The organism is Streptomyces sp. NBC_01013 (genome assembly GCF_045162765.1).
Classification (GTDB): Bacteria; Actinomycetota; Actinomycetes; order Streptomycetales; family Streptomycetaceae; genus Streptomyces.
Genome location: NZ_CP108687.1, coordinates 7,940,207 through 7,958,012, shown reverse-complemented (window position 1 = coordinate 7,958,012; position 17,806 = coordinate 7,940,207). Strand labels below are relative to the sequence as shown.

At 70.7% G+C, this 17,806-nt stretch carries 14 protein-coding genes and 1 pseudogene; 8 read left to right on the top strand and 7 right to left on the bottom strand.

What is annotated here, in order from left to right:
- Positions 1-9 precede the first annotated feature (9 nt).
- Together ctaD and OG538_RS34460 are read right to left on the bottom strand one after the other, a co-directional pair.
- Positions 10-1,740 (bottom strand): cytochrome c oxidase subunit I, encoded by a 1,731-nt coding sequence (gene ctaD, locus OG538_RS34465; protein ID WP_406099535.1) that lies wholly within the window; start codon positions 1,738-1,740, stop codon positions 10-12.
- Between the two features lie 341 nt (positions 1,741-2,081).
- On the bottom strand, positions 2,082-4,304 hold the full coding sequence (locus OG538_RS34460; protein WP_406099534.1) for an NADP-dependent isocitrate dehydrogenase: 2,223 nt from the start codon (positions 4,302-4,304) through the stop codon (positions 2,082-2,084).
- Between the two features lie 160 nt (positions 4,305-4,464).
- Here OG538_RS34460 and OG538_RS34455 point away from each other — a divergent pair, with 160 nt between their 5' ends.
- The gene (locus tag OG538_RS34455) at positions 4,465-4,965 is read left to right on the top strand and encodes a tetratricopeptide repeat protein (RefSeq protein ID WP_406099533.1); all 501 of its coding nucleotides are present in this window, start codon (positions 4,465-4,467) and stop codon (positions 4,963-4,965) included.
- Positions 4,966-4,971: 6 nt separating this feature from the next.
- Here OG538_RS34455 and OG538_RS34450 read toward each other — a convergent pair whose 3' ends face one another.
- Complete coding sequence (locus tag OG538_RS34450; RefSeq protein ID WP_406099532.1) at positions 4,972-6,003, bottom strand: glutathione S-transferase family protein; 1,032 nt, start codon at positions 6,001-6,003, stop codon at positions 4,972-4,974.
- 9 nt (positions 6,004-6,012) lie between these two features.
- Positions 6,013-7,518, bottom strand: a complete 1,506-nt coding sequence (locus tag OG538_RS34445; protein WP_406099530.1) for an MFS transporter — start codon at positions 7,516-7,518, stop codon at positions 6,013-6,015.
- 140 nt (positions 7,519-7,658) lie between these two features.
- Here OG538_RS34445 and OG538_RS34440 point away from each other — a divergent pair, with 140 nt between their 5' ends.
- A complete protein-coding gene (locus OG538_RS34440) occupies positions 7,659-8,054 on the top strand; it encodes a helix-turn-helix transcriptional regulator (RefSeq protein ID WP_359142053.1) in 396 nt (131 codons plus the stop codon).
- Between the two features lie 79 nt (positions 8,055-8,133).
- Complete coding sequence (locus OG538_RS34435; protein ID WP_406099528.1) at positions 8,134-10,062, top strand: ABC transporter permease; 1,929 nt, start codon at positions 8,134-8,136, stop codon at positions 10,060-10,062.
- A gap of 30 nt (positions 10,063-10,092) precedes the next feature.
- Here OG538_RS34435 and OG538_RS34430 read toward each other — a convergent pair whose 3' ends face one another.
- Positions 10,093-11,106, bottom strand: a complete 1,014-nt coding sequence (locus tag OG538_RS34430; protein ID WP_406099527.1) for a LacI family DNA-binding transcriptional regulator — start codon at positions 11,104-11,106, stop codon at positions 10,093-10,095.
- Between the two features lie 186 nt (positions 11,107-11,292).
- On the opposite strand from OG538_RS34430, the gene OG538_RS34425 reads away from it, so the two are divergent.
- Together OG538_RS34425 and OG538_RS34420 are read left to right on the top strand one after the other, a co-directional pair.
- The gene (locus OG538_RS34425) at positions 11,293-13,230 is read left to right on the top strand and encodes a discoidin domain-containing protein (RefSeq protein ID WP_406099526.1); all 1,938 of its coding nucleotides are present in this window, start codon (positions 11,293-11,295) and stop codon (positions 13,228-13,230) included.
- Between the two features lie 6 nt (positions 13,231-13,236).
- A pseudogene (locus OG538_RS34420) lies at positions 13,237-13,423 on the top strand (winged helix-turn-helix domain-containing protein); the annotation flags it as partial.
- A 160-nt stretch (positions 13,424-13,583) separates the two neighbouring features.
- Here the strand turns inward: OG538_RS34420 and OG538_RS34415 are convergent.
- The gene (locus OG538_RS34415) at positions 13,584-14,129 is read right to left on the bottom strand and encodes a DUF1697 domain-containing protein (protein WP_406099524.1); all 546 of its coding nucleotides are present in this window, start codon (positions 14,127-14,129) and stop codon (positions 13,584-13,586) included.
- Positions 14,130-14,261: 132 nt separating this feature from the next.
- The gene (locus tag OG538_RS34410) at positions 14,262-15,557 is read right to left on the bottom strand and encodes an MFS transporter (protein WP_406099523.1); all 1,296 of its coding nucleotides are present in this window, start codon (positions 15,555-15,557) and stop codon (positions 14,262-14,264) included.
- 178 nt (positions 15,558-15,735) lie between these two features.
- Between OG538_RS34410 and dhaK the strand changes: the two genes are divergently transcribed.
- From dhaK to OG538_RS34395, 3 genes are read left to right on the top strand one after another with little or no spacing between them, the layout of a single operon-like run.
- On the top strand, positions 15,736-16,728 hold the full coding sequence (dhaK, locus tag OG538_RS34405; protein WP_406099522.1) for a dihydroxyacetone kinase subunit DhaK: 993 nt from the start codon (positions 15,736-15,738) through the stop codon (positions 16,726-16,728).
- Between the two features lie 54 nt (positions 16,729-16,782).
- A complete protein-coding gene (gene dhaL / locus OG538_RS34400) occupies positions 16,783-17,397 on the top strand; it encodes a dihydroxyacetone kinase subunit DhaL (protein ID WP_406099521.1) in 615 nt (204 codons plus the stop codon).
- The gene (locus tag OG538_RS34395) at positions 17,394-17,804 is read left to right on the top strand and encodes a PTS-dependent dihydroxyacetone kinase phosphotransferase subunit DhaM (RefSeq protein ID WP_406099520.1); all 411 of its coding nucleotides are present in this window, start codon (positions 17,394-17,396) and stop codon (positions 17,802-17,804) included. Before dhaL ends, OG538_RS34395 begins: the two co-directional genes overlap by 4 nt.
- The last annotated feature ends 2 nt before the right edge of the window (positions 17,805-17,806 follow it).

Genomic DNA, 17,806 nt, shown 5'->3' with positions numbered 1-17,806 from the left:
CGCTCCTCCTCACCTCTGCCTGTCCCCCGGCGCCACCGTCGCGGAGCGGTCACCACGGTTCGCGGCCTCGTCGAGATCGCGTACGGAGGGATGGTGCAGGTCGAACGCCGGGGATTCGGAACGGATCCGGGGCAGGGTCACGAAGTTGTGCCGCGGCGGCGGGCAGGAGGTCGCCCACTCCAGCGACCGGCCGTAGCCCCACGGGTCGTCGACCTCGATCTCCTTGCCGTACTTGGCGGTCTTCCAGACGTTGTAGAAGAACGGGAGCATCGACAGGCCGAGCAGGAACGAGGAGATCGTCGAGATCGTGTTCAGCGCGGTGAAACCGTCCGAGGCCAGGTAGTCCGCGTAACGACGCGGCATGCCCTCGGCGCCCAGCCAGTGCTGCACCAGGAACGTGCCGTGGAAGCCGACGAAGAGCGTCCAGAAGGTGATCTTCCCGAGCCGCTCGTCGAGCATCTTGCCGGTGAACTTCGGCCACCAGAAGTGGAATCCGGCGAACATCGCGAACACCACGGTGCCGAAGACGACGTAGTGGAAGTGCGCGACCACGAAGTACGAGTCCGAGACGTGGAAGTCCATGGGCGGCGAGGCCAGGATGACACCGGTCAGACCACCGAAGAGAAACGTGACGAGGAAGCCGATGGACCAGAGCATCGGTGTCTCGAAGGACAGCGAGCCCTTCCACATCGTGCCGATCCAGTTGAAGAACTTCACCCCGGTGGGGACCGCGATGAGGAACGTCATGAAGGAGAAGAACGGCAGGAGTACGCCCCCGGTGACATACATGTGGTGCGCCCACACGGTCGCGGAGAGGCCTGCGATGGAGATCGTCGCGGCCACGAGGCCGATGTAACCGAAGATCGGTTTGCGGCTGAAGACGGGGATGATCTCGCTGACGATCCCGAAGAACGGGAGCGCGATGATGTACACCTCCGGGTGACCGAAGAACCAGAAGAGGTGTTGCCAGAGCAGCGCGCCGCCGTTGGACGCGTCGAAGACGCGTGCGCCGAACTTCCGGTCCGCCTCCAGCGCCAGGAGCGCCGCCGCGAGCACCGGGAAGGCCAGCAGGACCAGGACACCGGTCAGCAGGACGTTCCAGACGAAGATCGGCATGCGGAACATCGTCATGCCGGGTGCGCGCATGCAGATGATCGTGGTGATGAAGTTGACCGAACCGAGGATCGTGCCGAAGCCGGAGAAGGCCAGACCCATGATCCACATGTCGCCGCCGATACCCGGCGAACGGACCGCGTCCGTCAGCGGGCTGTAGGCGAACCAGCCGAAGTCGGCCGCGCCGTTCGGGGTGAGGAAGCCGGCCACCACGAGGAGCGAGCCGAAGAGGTACAGCCAGTACGCGAACATGTTCAGCCGCGGGAACGCCACGTCGGGCGCGCCGATCTGCAGCGGCATGATCCAGTTGGTGAACCCGGCGAACAGTGGCGTGGCGAACATCAGCAGCATGATGGTGCCGTGGATGGTGAACGCCTGGTTGAACTGCTCGTTCGAGACGATCTGCGTGCCCGGGCGGGCCAGCTCGGCTCGCATCACGAGCGCGAGCAGACCGCCGACGATGAAGAACGCGAACGAAGTGACCAGGTACAGCGAACCGATCGTCTTGTGGTCGGTGGTGGTCAGCCACTTGACGACGACGTTACCCGGCTCCTTGCTGCGTACCGGAAGCTCGTTGGCGTAAAACTCCTCTTCGTCCGTCGGCTCTGCTGTGCCCGTCGTCGTCACTGGGACGCTCCTTCGGTTGTCATCCGCGGGTGGGCTGCGCACCCGGCGTGGCGCCGCTCCAGCGGGTCGGCCGAACGGCCCTCCCCGCGCGTCGCGCGTGTTTCCGGTTGCAGCAAACCAGCCACGGGCCCACCGAGGGTGGCCCGGCGCCCGCCTCGGCGTCACTTTCACTCGTCAGGGCGTCCCCCGGTCCATCGGCGGCCGGGTGAAACCGGCCGCGGGGGAACCGTGCCGAAAACGACTCCGCCCCGGCTCGACGGAACGTCGGGCCGGGGCGGAGTCGTCAGTGGCGAACGGACCGGGAAGAGGTACGGCCCCCTGCCCGTCCGCGCCGTGTCACATCAGGCGAGGCTCGCGATCGCCTGGTTGAACGTGGCCGACGGACGCATGACGGCTGCGGCCTTGGCCGGGTCGGGCTGGTAGTAGCCACCGATGTCGGCGGGCTTGCCCTGGACCGCGATCAGTTCGCCGACGATGGTCTGCTCCTGCTCGGCCAGCGTCTTGGCGAGCGGGGCGAACGCCGTCGCGAGCTCCGCGTCGGTGCTCTGCTGCGCCAGCTCCTGCGCCCAGTACAGGGACAGGTAGAAGTGGCTGCCGCGGTTGTCGATGCCGCCGAGCTTGCGGCTGGGCGACTTGTCCTCGTTCAGGAACGTGGCGGTCGCACGGTCCAGCGTGTCGGCGAGGACCTGGGCGCGCGCGTTGTCCGTGGTCTGCGCGAGGTGCTCGAAGCTGACCGCGAGGGCGAGGAACTCGCCCAGGCTGTCCCAGCGCAGGTAGTCCTCCTTGACGAGCTGCTGGACGTGCTTGGGCGCGGAGCCGCCGGCGCCCGTCTCGAACAGACCGCCACCGTTCATCAGCGGCACGACGGAGAGCATCTTCGCGCTGGTGCCGAGTTCCAGGATCGGGAACAGGTCGGTGAGGTAGTCACGCAGCACGTTGCCGGTCACCGAGATGGTGTCCTCGCCGCGGCGGATGCGCTCCAGGGAGAAGGCGGTGGCCTCCTCCGGCGTCATGATCTCGATCTGCAGACCGTCGGTGTCGTGGTCGGCCAGGTAGGTCTTGACCTTGGCGATGAGCTGCGCGTCGTGGGCGCGGCCCTCGTCGAGCCAGAAGACGGCCGGGTTGCCGGTCGCGCGGGCGCGGGTGACGGCAAGCTTGACCCAGTCCTGGATCGGCAGGTCCTTGGTCTGGCACATCCGGAAGATGTCACCGGCGCCCACGGCCTGCTCCAGGACGGTGTTGCCGGCAGTGTCGACGACTCGCACCGTGCCCGTGGCGGGGATCTCGAAGGTCTTGTCGTGGCTGCCGTACTCCTCGGCCTTCTGCGCCATCAGACCGACGTTGGGCACCGAGCCCATGGTCGACGGGTCGAAGGCGCCGTGCGCACGGCAGTCGTCGATCACGACCTGGTAGACACCGGCGTAGCTGCTGTCCGGCAGGACGGCGACGGTGTCGGCCTCCTGGCCGTCCGGGCCCCACATGTGGCCGGACGTGCGGATCATGGCCGGCATGGAGGCGTCGACGATGACGTCGCTGGGGACGTGCAGGTTGGTGATGCCCTTGTCGGAGTCGACCATCGCCAGGGCGGGGCCCTCGGCGAGCTCGGCCTCGAAGGACGCCTTGATCTCGGCGCCGACGTGGGGCACCGAGTCGAGGCCCTTGAGGATGCCGCCGAGGCCGTCGTTCGGGGTGAGGCCCGCGGCGGCGAGGACGTCGCCGTACTTGGCGAAGGTGTTCGGGAAGAAGGCCCGGACCACGTGGCCGAAGATGATCGGGTCGGAGACCTTCATCATCGTGGCCTTGAGGTGGACGGAGAACAGAACGCCCTCGGACTTGGCCCGGGCGATCTGCGCGGTGAAGAACTCACGCAGAGCGGCGACGCGCATGACGGCCGCGTCCACGACCTCACCGGCGAGCACGGGTACGGACTCACGCAGCACCGTGGTGGTGCCGTCGTCGCCCACCAGCTCGATGCGCAGCGAGCCGGGCTCGGCGATCACGGCGGACTTCTCGGTGGAGCGGAAGTCGTCGACGCCCATGGTGGCGACGTTCGTCTTCGAGTCGGCCGTCCAGGCGCCCATGCGGTGCGGGTGGGTCTTGGCGTAGTTCTTGACCGACGCGGGGGCGCGGCGGTCGGAGTTGCCCTCACGCAGGACGGGGTTGACCGCGCTGCCCTTGACCTTGTCGTAGCGGGCGCGGACGTCCTTGTCCTCGTCGCTCTGCGGGTCGTCCGGGTAGTCAGGAAGCGCGTAGCCCTGCTCCTGGAGCTCGGCGATCGCGGCCTTCAGCTGCGGGATGGAGGCCGAGATGTTCGGCAGCTTGATGATGTTCGCGCCGGGTGTGGTGGCCAGCGCGCCCAGCTCGGCGAGAGCGTCGTCGATGCGCTGGTTCTCCTGGAGGCGGTCGGGGAAACTGGCGATGATCCGGCCCGCCAGGGAGATGTCCCGGCTCTCCACGGTGACCCCGGCCTTCGAGGCATAGGCCTCGACCACGGGCAGGAACGAATACGTCGCCAGGGCCGGGGCCTCGTCGGTGTGTGTATAGATGATGGTCGAGTCAGTCACCCTGTGCTCCGCTCCACGTCTGCAACATTGCTTGACATCAAGATATCTCGTGATCGCCACTGTCTCGACAGGGCCCCGCCCCGTCCAGCCCGGAACCGGCCGTACCGCCCCCGCACGGCGAATTTGCGGTTCCCGCACAGGCCTGGCAGCGTGCGGCGGCATGGGCACGGACAGCGAGCACGACGAGGCACTGGCAGAGGCCGTGCGGCTGCGCGAAGCGCGGACGCCGCAGGCGCACGAACGGCTGCTGAGCCTGGCCGCCGGCCATACCGGCCACGCCGGAATCGCCTACCAGACGGCGTGGGCACATGACTCGCTCGGCCTGGAGGCGCAGGCGGTGCCGTTCTACGAGCGGGCACTGGACGGCACGGGACTCACGGACGAGGACCGGCACGGGGCCTTCCTGGGACTCGGCAGCACCTTGCGCGTCCTGGGCCGGTACGAGGAGGCGGGCGCCGTGCTGCGCCGCGGACTGGCGGAGTTCACGGACGATGCCGCCCTGCGCACCTTCCTCGCCATGACGCTGTACAACCTCGGCGAGGCGCGGGAGGCGGTGAGCACACTGCTCAAGGTCACGGCGGCCACCGCCGCGGACTCCCGGATCCGGGCGTACCGCCCGGCGATCGAGCACTATGCCGATCACCTGGACGAGACGGAGTAGCCACGCTCAGGGCCGGTGCCGCGGGGGGACGTGTTCCCCCGCCGGTACGGGGCCGGGCGGGGTGCCGTCACCGAACGGCCGGCCACCCAGCTCCTCGCGGTGGTGCGGGGTCAGGAACCCCGACAGATCGGGCCCGACGGGCACGATGCCGGTGGGATTGATACCGGTGTGGACGCGGTAGTAGTGCTGCTTGATGTGGTGGAAGTCGACGGTGTCCCCGAATCCGGGGGTCTGGTAGAGGTCCCTGAGGTAGGCCCACAGGACCGGGTCCTCGGCCAGTTTGGACCTGTTGCACTTGAAGTGGCCGTGGTAGACGGCGTCGAAGCGCACCAGTGTGGTGAAGAGGCGGATGTCGGCCTCGGTGATGGTGTCGCCGACCAGGTAGCGCCGGTCCGTCAGTCGTTCCGACACCTGGTCGAGGCGGCGGAAGAGCGTCTCGTAGGCACTCTCGTACGTGCTCTGCTCGTCGGCGAACCCGGCCCGGTAGACGCCGTTGTTGACGTCGCGGTAGATCCCTTCCATCACCTCGTCGATCTCCTCGCGCAACGGCTCCGGGTAGAGGTCGGGCGCGCCGGGGCGGTGCAGCGCGGCCCATTCGGTGGCGAGGTCCAGGGTGATCTGCTGGTAGTCGTTGGTGACGAGCCTGCCGGTGGGGACGTCGACGATCGCGGGGACGCTGACGCCGCCGGGGTAGCCGCGCTCCCTGGCGTCGTACGCCTCGCTCAGATAGCGGATGCCGAGCACCGGGTCCCGGCCGTCCGGGTCCAGGGTGAAGCGCCAGCTGCGGTCGTCCTGGAGCGGGTCGGCGACGGCGAGGGAGAGGGCGCCCTCCAGGCCCAGCAGCCTGCGGGAGACCAGGGCGCGGCTCGCCCAGGGGCAGGCGCGGCTGACGACGAGGCGGTAGCGGCCGGCCTCCACGGGCCAGCCGTCGCGCCCGTCGGCGGTGATGCGGTCGGCGAAGTGGCTGCGGGAGCGTTTGAAGGGTTTGTGTCCGTACGAACTGTTGCCGTCCCGTGCGGTGCCGTCGGCGTCGTTCATCGCATCTCCTTAGGGGTCCGCCGGTGAGGGTGCGGACTGCTGTGTACGGCTTCTGCCCCGCCGGGACCCGCCCACGTCGGCCAGCGCCACGAGGAGTCCGGCCAGCACGAAGGCGACGGAGACGATGAGCCCGTGGTCGTAGGCGGTGGACCAGGCCCCGGAGCCGACCTGGGCGAAGAACACCGAGCCCACCGCGGCGATCCCGATCGCGGAGCCGACGCGCTGCCCGGTCTGCAGGGTGCCGCCGGCGCTTCCCGCCGTGGCCACCGGCACCTGCGACAGGGTCAGCGTCTGGTTGGGGGCGATGACCAGTCCGCTCCCCAGGCCGGCCAGCAGCAGAGGGGCGGCCATCGCCCAGCCCGCACCCCTGCCGGGCACCAGGTGGACGGCGAGTGCGGTGGCGGCCAGGCCGACCGCCACGGTGGACATCCCCACGACGACGAGGGGGCGTCCGTACCGGCCGACGAGCCTGCCGCCGGGGCCCGCGGCGACGGCGGATCCGAGGGCGAACGGGGTGATCGCCAGGCCCGCCTGCAGGGCGGTGTAGTGCAGCCCGCTCTGGAGGTAGAGGGTGGTGATGAAGAAGATCGAGGTGAATCCGGCGAAGTACAGCAGGATGAGCAGACAGCCCAGCCAGTAGGAGCGGACACGGAAGAGTCTGAGGTCGACGACCGGCTGGGTGCCGCGGCGTCCGCACCGGGACTCCCAGGCGACGAACGCGGCGAGCAGTGCGGCGGCGACCAACAGGAGCAGCCACTTCCCGTTGCCCGGCCACTGGTGGGCCTGGACGAACGGCAGCAGCAGGGCGAGCACCCCCGCGCCCAGCAGCAGGACCCCGAGGGGGTCGAGGTCTCGCAGCCGCACCGGGCCCGCGGAGGGGGTGTCCGGCAGCAGCCGCCGCGCCAGCAGGAGGCAGACGAACCCGAGCGGCAGGTTGACGTAGAAGACCCACCGCCAGCCCTCCTCGGCCCCGGCCGCCTGGATGAGCAGTCCGCCCAGCAACGGGCCGACGGCGGTGGAGATGCCGACCACCGTGCCGAACATGCCGAAGGCCCGGCCCCGCTCGCGCCCGGAGAACATCTGCTGGATGAGGGCGGAGATCTGCGGCGAGACCATACCGCCGGCCAGCCCTTGGACCAGTCGGGCGACCACCAGCCAGGTGCTGGACTGGGCGGCGCCGCAGGCGGCGGACGACAGGGTGAAGAGCACCAGCCCGGTCATGAAGACCTCGCGGCGCCCTCGGGCGTCACCGAGGCGCCCGGCGGGGATCAGGAAGAGACCGAAGGCGAGGGAGTACCCCGAGAGCACCCACTGCAGGTCGGACTCCGGGGTGTGCAGCCCTTCCTTGATGGAGGGCAGGGCCACGTTGACGATGGACACGTCCAGGAGGGTCATGAAGCCCGCGACCAGACAGACCGCGAGCGCCTGCCACCGCCGGGGGTCGGGGGTGTCCGGTCCGGCGGCGGAACCCGCTTCCCGCCCCGCCGGACCCCGATTCCCCGCGCTGTCTGCCATGGCTCGCACCCTAGGGCGCACGCCTCGATTCCTCATCCGGGCAGGGCCACCCGGCCCACCGGATGGCCCTGCTGCGCGGCGACGCTCACTACCCGAGAAAAGCTTGCATATGCAACTTTATTTGACCTAGAGTGCGGCATATGCAGTCCTACACCATCGGTCAGGCCGCCCGTCTGCTCGGCGTCAGCCCGGACACCGCGCGGCGCTGGGCGGATGCCGGCCGTGTCGCCACCCATCGCGAGGAGGGCGGCCGCCGCCTCATCGACGGCCGTGACCTGGCCGCGTTCTCCGTCGAGGTCGCCCAGAACGGCACGGGCGAGGAGGAGGTCTCGTACACCTCGGCACGCAACGCCTTCCCGGGCATCGTCACCGCGGTCAAGCTCGGGGACGTGGCGGCCCAGGTCGAGATCCAGGCCGGTCCGCACCGGCTCGTGTCGCTGCTGACCCGGGAGGCGGTCGAGGAGCTCGGGCTGGAGGTCGGCATGACGGCAACCGCGCGCGTGAAGTCGACCAGCGTGCACATCGACCGCACCTGACCCGCTCTCCCGTCCGCGCGCCCGGCATCGTGCGTGCGTCACCGGCGGCCCGTTCACCGAAGAAGCCCAGGAACCCACGATGAAACGTCTCCGCGGCCGCCCGGCGGGCCCTCGTACCCCCATCGCCCTGGCGATCCCCGCGCTGCTCGCCATCGCGTTCCTGATGATGCCGCTGATCGGGATCCTCGCCCGTACTTCCTGGGGCGACGTGAGGAGCCATCTCGGCAGTCCGGGCACGACCGAGGCGCTGAGGCTCTCCCTCGTCGTCTCGTTCTGGTCGCTGGGCCTCTCCCTCGTCCTCGGTGTTCCGCTGGCCTGGCTGCTGGCCAGGACGGACTTCCCCGGCAAGGCGTTCGTCCGTTCGCTCGTGCTCCTGCCGATGGTGCTGCCACCGACCGTGGGCGGTGTCGCCCTCCTGCTGGCCTTCGGCCGCCGCGGGCTCCTCGGCCCGTGGCTGGAGGACACCTTCGGTCTCACCTTCCCGTTCCACACCTCCGGTACGGTCCTCGCGGCGACGTTCGTCGCCATGCCGTTCCTGATCATCAGCCTCGAAGGAGCGCTGGGCGGGCTGCACTCCCGGTACGAGGAGACGGCCGCCTCCCTCGGCGCCTCGCCGTTGCGGGTGTTCCTCACGGTCACCCTGCCCATGGTCGCGCCGGGGCTCGCCGCCGGAGCCGCACTGACCTGGGCCCGGGCACTCGGCGAGTTCGGTGCGACCATCACCTTCGCGGGCAACCTCCCGGGGACCACCCAGACCCTGCCACTCCAGGTGTATCTGCTCCTCCAGGAGTCCCCGGAGGCCGCCACCTCCGTCTCACTGCTGCTGCTCGCCATCGCGATGGTGGTGCTGATCGCACTGCGCGGCCGCTGGACGGGGACCCCGGCCCGTCGCGTCCGCCCCCCGGAGCCCACCGCCGAGGAGCCGGAGCCGGTCACTGTGCCGGCGGGCCCCCACGAGGCTGCGGTGCGGGAGGAGTGGCCGCTGCACACCGAAGTCACCGGCTTCAACCACCTGACGCTCACCGCCGGACCCGGCACCACCATCGCCGTCGTCGGACCCAACGGTGCGGGCAAGACCACGCTCCTGCGGGCACTGCTCGGCCTCACCCCGCGCTCCCGGGCCCGGCTGCGCCTCGGGGACATCGACGTCGGCGACCTCCCCCCGCACCGCCGCGGGGTCGCCTGGGTGCCGCAGGACGGCGCGCTCTTCCCCCACCTCTCGGCCCTCGGCAACACCGCCTACGGGCTCCGTGCCCGAGGGGTGCCGCGCCGCGAGGCCCGCAGCAGCGCCCAGGAGTGGCTCGACCGGCTCGGTGTCGGCCACCTCGCCGCGCGCCGTCCGTCCCAGGTCTCCGGCGGCCAGGCGCAGCGCATCGCCCTTGCCCGGGCTCTCGCCGCCCGGCCCCGGCTGCTGCTCCTGGACGAGCCCCTGGCCGCACTCGACCAGACCACCCGCGGTCAGGTGCGGCACACCCTGCGCACCCACCTCGACGGCTTCGGGGGTGTCTGTCTGATCGTCACCCACGACCCCGTGGAGGCGGTGTCCCTCGCCGACCGCGTCCTCGTCCTCGACGACGGCCGCGCCCTGCAGGACGGGCCGCCGGCCGAGGTGACCCGTCATCCCCGCTCCCCGTGGGTCGCCCGGATGCTGGGCCGCAACGCCTGGCAGGGCACGACCACCTCGGAAGGGCTCGACCTGGCCGGCGGCGGCCGGCTCGTCGTGGCGGAGCCCCTGCCCGCCGGCGCCCCCGCGCTCGCGGTGATCGCGCCGGAGGCCGTCTCCGTCCATCGCGAGAAGCCCGGCGGCAGCCCCCGTAACGTCTGGCCCGGAACGGTCCGGGAGATCACCTCCAGCGGCAGCCGGCTGCGGGTCCTGGTCACCTCGGAACAGGCTCCGGACCTCGTCGCGGAGATCACTCCGCAGGCCGCCGCCGAACTCGGCCTCGCCGACGGGGTGTCGGTGTGGACCGGCGTCAAGGCCACCGAGGCGACCGTCGTCCCGCTGTGAGTGGGGGCGGGCCGGAAGTGGTGCCCGCGGTCAGGCCGGAGCCGGCCCTGTGGAGTCCCGCACCACCAGCTGGGTGGCCAGTTCCACGTGCGGGGCATCCACCGCGTGCCCGTCCAGCAGCCGGATCAGCAGGGACACCGCCATCCGTCCCATCTCCTGGACCGGCTGACGGACCGTCGTGAGCCGGGGGACCGTGCTGCGGCCCAGGTCGGTGTCGTCGAAGCCGGTGATCGACAGGTCGTCCGGCACCCGTAGCCCGCGCTCGTAAGCCGCTCGCAGCGCCCCGACCGCCGCCTTGTCGTTGAACGCGACGAGCGCGGACGGGCGCTCGGGCAGACCGAGCAGTTCGCGCGCCGCCACGTACCCCCAGTCGGCGGTGGGCTCGATGCTGCGCAGCAGCTCCGGGTCGGGCAGCACGCCGACGTCGGCCAGCGCCGAGCGGTGACCCGCGAGACGCGCCTGGCAGGCCAGCCATTCGGCCGGGCCGCCGATGAACCCGATGCGCCGGTGCCCGAGACCGGCCAGGTGCGCGGTCACGTCCCTGGCTCCGGCCAGATGAGCCGCGGAGACGGAGGCGATGTCGCCGGGCAGCGTGGTGCGGGGATCCACCACCACGAACGGCAGGCCCTGCCCGCGCAGTTCCTCCAGCTCGGTGCCGGGCTCCGGCGGCAGGATCAGCAGGGCACCGGCCACGGCCGGGTCGGCCGCCAGGCCGGGGATCACCGATCGCTCCCGGGCGGCATCGCCCGCGCTGAGCACCATCCGCCTGCCGTGTACGTCCAGGGCCTCGGCGATCGAGGAGACGATCACACCGAAGTAGTCGGTGAGCAGATAGGGGCACCGCACGAAGACGGCACCCTCCGCACTGCCGCGCCGCGTCGGCGGCGCGGCCCCCAGCCGTTCCGCCGCCGCCCGGACGCGCTCCTGCGTGCCGGGCGTCACCCGGGCCTGCCCGCTCATCACGCGCGACACGGTCGCGATCGAGACGCCCGCCTCGGCGGCGATCATCCGCACCGTCACCTGGGACCCCGCCGGCCTAGCCACTTGTTACAGAGTTCCGTTTCATCTACGCAGCCTATCGCGCCCCTTGACTGTGCGGAACCGAAGCCTTGACAACCCCCGAGGGCAGGGCTTTCCTGTGAGGCGCCGCGTTACTCGCACGTTTCATTCTGTTTCATGAATGGTGGGTTCCGGCGCAGCCGTCAACGAACGTCAGCGAGGAGAACCACCATGAGACGCGCCCTCGGCGCGTCGGCCGTCACGGCCGCCGCACTCTGCCTGACCTGTCTGCCGGCCACCGCGTCGCCGGCCCACGCCCCCTCCCGGCACCCTGATCCGCAGGCGCAGGTATGGGTGACCTCGGCCGACGGCGCCGAGCACATGCGGCGGCGGACTCCGGTCGCCTTCCACCCCGGCGGCTCGGACCGGACCACCATCACCGTCGACCCGACGCAGAACTACCAGCGGATGGACGGGTTCGGCGGCGCGCTCACCGACTCCTCGGCCGCGGTGCTGAGCAAGCTTCCGGCCAAGGACCGGGACGCCGCCATGCGGCAGCTCTTCGATCCGGAGCAGGGCATCGGCGTGAGCTTCCTGCGCCAGCCCGTCGGCTCCTCCGACTTCACGGCCTCGCCCGGCCACTACACGTACGACGACATGCCCGCGGGGCAGAGCGACTTCGCCTTGAAGCACTTCAGCATCGCCCACGACGAGCAGCAGGTCCTGCCCCTGCTCCGGCAGGCGCGCAAGCTGAATCCGCAGCTGACCGTGATGGCCACGCCGTGGAGTCCCCCGGCATGGATGAAGGACAACGGCTCACTGGTGGGCGGGCACCTCAAGGACGATCCCGCTGTCTACCGCGCGTACGCCCGTTACCTGGTGAAGTTCGTGCAGGCCTACGCCGCGGCAGGCGTGCCCGTCGACTATCTGACCGTGCAGAACGAGCCGCAGAACCGCGCCCCCAGCGCCTACCCCGGTACCGACATGCCCGTCCGGCAGGAGGCACGGATCATCGAGGCGCTCGGTCCCCTGCTGCACCGGGCCAGCCCGCGAACCAAGATCCTCGCGTACGACCACAACTGGAGCACCCACCCGGACGACATCGCCACGGCCGACCGGCTGGGCGAGGACCCGGAGACCGACTACCCGTACCAACTGCTCGACGACCCCGCCGCCCGGTGGATCGCGGGTACCGCGTATCACTGCTACTCCGGGGACCCCAGCGCGCAGACCGCGCTGCACGAGGCGCATCCGGACAAGGGCATCTGGTTCACCGAGTGCTCGGGCTCGCACGGCGCAGCCGACACGCCCGCCCAGTTCTTCCGCTCCACACTCACCTGGCACGCCCGCACGATCACGGTCGGCACCACCCGCAACTGGGCCAGGTCCGTCGCCGACTGGAATCTCGTACTGGAGGCCGACGGCGGTCCGCACAACGGCGGTTGCGACACCTGCACCGCACTGCTCACCGTCCAGCCCGACGGCACCGTGACCCCCAACGCCGAGCTGTTCACCATTGGCCATCTGTCGAAGTTCGTGAAGCCCGGAGCCACTCGCATCGCCAGCACCAACTACGGCACCACGGGCTGGAACGGGCAGCTGACCGATGTCGCGTTCCGCAACCCGGACGGGTCCACCGCCCTGGTCGTGCACAACGAGAACGACGCCCCGCGCTCCTTCACCGTGGCGGTCGGCGACCAGTCGTTCGACTACACCCTGCCGGGTGGAGCTCTGGCGACGTTCACCTGGCCCAAGTCGGTGGCGCCCCGCGGCCTCCTGCACTCCGTACCGCTGGACCACGCCACCGCCACGGCGCAGCCCGCCGGTGAGGGCGCGGCCGGGCTCGCCACCGACGCCGACGGCTCCACCCGGTGGAGCGCCGGTACGGCACAGGCCCCCGGGCAGTACGTGCAGCTCGACCTCGCCCGTCGCACCACGTTCCGCCGGGTGGCGATCGACAGCGGGGACAATCCAGGCGACTTCGCGCGTGGCTGGCAGCTGTCGGTCAGCGACGACGGCAGGCACTGGCGGACCGTGGGAAGCGGCGCGGGAACCGGCCAGCTCACCACCGTCGACCTGCCGCGCACCAGCGCCCGCTACCTGCGCGTGACCCAGACGGGCACCTCCGACAGCTGGTGGAGTCTCGCGGACGTGCGTCTGTATCGCTGATCCCCGGGTGGCGAGGCATGCGTGGGGACCTCCGCGACGTCGGCGTCTCCCGGCCGACGGTGTCCCCGCACCTGAAGGGGCTGGGCGAGGCCGGCCTGATGATCTTCGAACGGCGCGGGGGCGCGGGGTCCACCACCAGGTCGCCCCGCTCGTCGTGGCCGCCATGTCCGACCCGCTCGGCCTGCGCACCTGACGTCGCGAAGGGACCTTCCCCGGAAGGGCCCTGTCCCGGCTCCCCGAACGCCCCTCCGGGCCGGGGAGCCGGGGCAGGGCACACCCTCCACGACTGTCAGGGCGGTCGTCACGGCTCGCGGAAAACCGCCCGGACACCACGTCCTGACGACGCCCGCCCGTCAGGTCGCGCCCTTCTTGGCCGCGTCGAGAATCTTCACGACCGTGTGGAAGAAGCGCGTCGTCGCGTCGTGGCCCAGGACGCGCTCCTGAAAGCCCTTGGCGGCGGGCGCCTTGCCCTTGATGAGGTACCAGACGACGAAGGCGTCGTACCCGGTGTGCCCGATGATCTCCATGTCCTTCTTCGGAGAGAGCATCGGCAGCACGAGATCCGGATCGATCCGCTCGGTCGTGAACACCACACAGCAGCGCAGGTCGTCGGTGACCGTGACGCCCTTGAACGGGTCGAGCGCGATCAGCGCCTCCAGCTCCGGCACCGTACGCAGGCAGACCGCGACCTCGTAACCGAGCGCCTGGGCAAGATGGCCGCCGATCCGGGCACCGAGCACGGCCCGGTCCGTCTCGTCGGACTCGAAGAAGACGTTTCCGCTCTGGATGTAGCTGCGTACGGAGTCGAGCCCCATGTCGGTGAACAGACTGCGCAGGTACTCCATCTTCACCGAACGGCCCGGCACGTTCATTCCGCGCAGGAACGCGATGTACAGCAAATCAGATCACCTGTCCGCAAAAGCTGTCAGCAGGAGGAGGGGCGCCTCCGTCGGCGCCCGCCAGCGTAGCCCGCGCGCCGTTCGGCGGGGAGGCGGCAGGCCCGCGCGCCGTCCGGCGGATTCGCGGCCGGGTCACGCCGCACTCCCGAGCGGCCGCTCGGGCGACGACTGCGCGATGCCGGTGGCCGTGCCCGCCAACGCGATGCACAGCACCGCGACGCCCACGCCGACGAAGACGGGGGTGACCCCGAAACCCGCCGCGGCCGCCGTGGCAGCGGCCGCGCCCAGCGGACCGAGGGCCGAGTGGATGGTCCAGAACGTCGCTGTCACCCTTCCCAGCAGCCGGCTGGGCGTCACCTCCTGACGGAGCGACATGGAGGAGATGCCCGCGACACCGGTGCACAGGACGTTGACGGTCATCAGGACGGCGATCACCGGCACGCTCCGCGACAGCCCCATGCAGGCGACTGCCACGCCGGCCAGCGCGAAGGCCGCGATCCAGCTGGCCCCGAACCCCATCCGCGCCCGGACCCGGGCGACCACGGCGGAGGCGATGAACGTGCCGACCGTGCCGGCCGCCAGCACGTAGCCGACCGTGGAGTCACGGTGGCCGAGGTCGTGCTTCAGCAAATAGATGACGAGATCCGTCATCCCGTACGTGAGGAAGGTCAGCAACGACAGCAGCACGGTCAGGGGACGGAGCACCGGATGAGCCCAGAGGAACCGTGCTCCGGCCAGGAACTCCCGCCGCACCGCGCCGCGTCCGGCCCTGTCCGCGTCGACGCACACAGTCGTGCGGATCCTGACGAACAGAACACCGATGGCGGAGACCGCGAAGGTGACCGAGTCGATGCCGATGGCCGCGGCCGGACCGGCGGCCGCGGCCACGAAGCCCGCGAGTGCCGGGCCGGCGACTCCGGCGACGGCGAAGGTGGCGAAGAGATGCCCGTTGGCTCTGGCGATCTGGTCCGGCGCCACGATGGCCGGGACAACGGTCACATAGGTGACCTGGAAGAGCATGGAGAAGACGCCCACGACCGGCACGATCGTGCAGACGAGCCAGATCGGAGTCGCGAACAGCCAGACCAACGGGATGAGTGCGTAGAGCAGACAGCGGGCACCGTCGCTGATCATCAGGAGCCGCCGGCGGTCGAACCGGTCCGCGATCACACCGGCGAACACCCCCGTGACGATCGAGGCGACTCCCGTGAGTCCGGTGACGATCCCCATCTGCACCACCGACCCGGTGCTGTGCAGCACGAGGAGCGGAATGGCGACGTACGAGAAGGAGTCCCCGAGGGCCGACAGAGCCTGGATCACCAGGAACACGCGGTACGCGGGGTTTCTCCGGAGCGAAAGGGCGGCGGGCTCCCCTTCGCCCGTCGTCGTCCCCTTCTCCGCCGATTCCGACGGTTCACCTGCAGCCATGCGCGCGCTCCTCGATCGGCCCGGCCCCGACGGTATGCGTCCGGGCGCCGGGAGGGCCTGTCATTTTCCGGCCGCCCCGGGGACATCGCGCACGAGGGAACCCGTGCGGTTCTTCGCACGGGACCTCCGGCGTCCTACGGTGGTGGTCCACCGCCGACAGCCTTCCTGGGAGATTCCGTTGCGCATGCTGATCAACGTCCCTGAAACCGTGGTCGCCGACGGGCTGCGCGGGATGGCCGCCGCCCATCCCGAGCTGACCGTGGACGTCGAGAACCGCGTCGTCGTACGGCGCGACGCGCCCGTGGCCGGAAAGGTCGCCCTGGTCTCCGGCGGCGGGTCCGGGCACGAACCGCTCCATGCCGGGTTCGTCGGCCCCGGCATGCTGTCGGCGGCGTGCCCGGGCGAGGTGTTCACCTCGCCCGTTCCGGATCAGATGCTGCGGGCAGCCGCCGCCGTCGACAGCGGTGCGGGCGTGCTGTTCGTCGTGAAGAACTACACCGGTGACGTGCTCAACTTCGAGATGGCTGCCGAACTCGCCGACGAGGAGGGCGTGCAGGTCACCCAGGTGCTCGTCAATGACGACGTGGCGGTGACCGACAGCCTCTTCACCGCGGGGCGGCGTGGCACGGGAGCGACTCTCTTCGTCGAGAAGATCGCCGGCGCCGCCGCGGAGGAGGGCGCGCCGCTGGACCGGGTGACGGCCCTCGCGCGGCAGGTCAACGAAGCGTCGCGGAGTTTCGGAGTGGCGCTCACCTCGGTCACCACCCCCGCAAAGGGCTCGCCCACATTCGATCTGCCGCCCGGCGAACTCGAACTCGGCATCGGGATCCACGGTGAACCCGGGCGGGAGCGCCGTCCGATGATGACCTCACGGGAGATCGCCGACTTCGCGGTGGACGCGGTGCTGGAGGACCTGCGACCGCGGGGGCCGGTCATCGCGCTCGTCAACGGGATGGGCGCGACACCGTTGCTGGAGCTGTACGGATTCAACGCCGAGGTGCAGAGGGTGCTCTCGGAGCGCGGCGTGGTGGTGGCCCGTACGCTCGTGGGCAGCTATGTGACCTCGCTCGACATGGCGGGCTGCTCGGTGACGCTGTGCCAGGTGGACGAGGAGTTGGTACGGCTCTGGGACGCGCCGGTGCAGACACCCGCACTGCGCTGGGGTCGTTGACCTGCCCGTCCCCCTCGCGACAACCCCCTTCCTCCGACGCACCGAGGAGCGCACGTGCTCGACGCCGATTTCTTCCACCGCTGGATGTCCACGACCACCGGCCGGGTCGACCGTGAGGCGGCCCATCTGACCGAACTCGACTCCGCGATCGGGGACGCCGACCACGGCAGCAATATGCAACGCGGGTTCACCGCTGTCTCGGCCGCCCTGGAGAAGGAGCCGCCGCAGACACCGGGCGCCGTACTGATACTGGCCGGAAGGCAGTTGATCTCAACCGTCGGCGGGGCATCGGGGCCGCTGTACGGGACACTGCTGCGGCGGACGGGCACGGCTCTGGGCGATGCACCGGCCGTCTCCGAGGAGCAGTTGGCGCATGCGCTCGGGGAGGGTGTGGCCGCGGTGGCCCAGCTGGGCGGGGCGCAGGCCGGTGACAAGACGATGCTCGATGCACTGCTGCCGGCGGTCGAGGCACTCGCGACGTCGTTCGAGGCGGGAGCCGGCGCGGCGAGGGCGGGCGCGCTGGCGACCATCCCCCTGCAGGCGCGCAAGGGCCGTGCGAGTTATCTGGGCGAGCGGAGCATCGGGCACCAGGATCCGGGGGCGACGTCGGCCGCGCTGCTGATCGCCGCGCTCGCGGAGACGGCCGCGGCGACCGGGGGTGGCGCGTGAGCGGGGACGAGCAGGTCGGGATCGTGCTGGTGTCGCACAGCGGTCCGGTGGCCGAGGCGGTGGCCGACCTGGCGAGGGGGCTCGCGGCCGGCGGTGCGACGGCTCCGGTGGCCGCAGCCGGCGGCACGCCCGCGGGCGGTCTCGGGACCAGCGCGGAGCTCATCGCGGAGGCGGCCCGGTCCGTCGACGGCGGTGTGGGAGTCGCGGTTCTCGTCGACCTGGGCAGCGCGGTGCTGACGGTGAAGGCGATGCTGGCCGAGGGCGACGAACTACCGGAGGGAGCACGCCTGGTGGACGCGCCCTTCGTGGAGGGCGCGGTGGCCGCGGTGGTCACGGCGTCGGCCGGCGGCGATCTCGACGCGGTGGTGGCCGCTGCCTCGGAGGCGTACGACTACCGCAAGGACTGAGG

What these genes read in the sequence shown, in the direction of transcription:
- OG538_RS34455 (WP_406099533.1), top strand. Translation starts at nt 4,465, where the DNA reads ATGGGCACGGACAGCGAGCACGACGAGGCACTGGCAGAGGCCGTGCGG.
- OG538_RS34440 (WP_359142053.1), top strand. Translation starts at nt 7,659, where the DNA reads ATGCAGTCCTACACCATCGGTCAGGCCGCCCGTCTGCTCGGCGTCAGC.
- OG538_RS34450 (WP_406099532.1), bottom strand. Translation starts at nt 6,003, where the DNA reads ATGAACGACGCCGACGGCACCGCACGGGACGGCAACAGTTCGTACGGA.
- OG538_RS34445 (WP_406099530.1), bottom strand. Translation starts at nt 7,518, where the DNA reads ATGGCAGACAGCGCGGGGAATCGGGGTCCGGCGGGGCGGGAAGCGGGT.
- OG538_RS34435 (WP_406099528.1), top strand. Translation starts at nt 8,134, where the DNA reads ATGAAACGTCTCCGCGGCCGCCCGGCGGGCCCTCGTACCCCCATCGCC.
- OG538_RS34425 (WP_406099526.1), top strand. Translation starts at nt 11,293, where the DNA reads ATGAGACGCGCCCTCGGCGCGTCGGCCGTCACGGCCGCCGCACTCTGC.
- OG538_RS34410 (WP_406099523.1), bottom strand. Translation starts at nt 15,557, where the DNA reads ATGGCTGCAGGTGAACCGTCGGAATCGGCGGAGAAGGGGACGACGACG.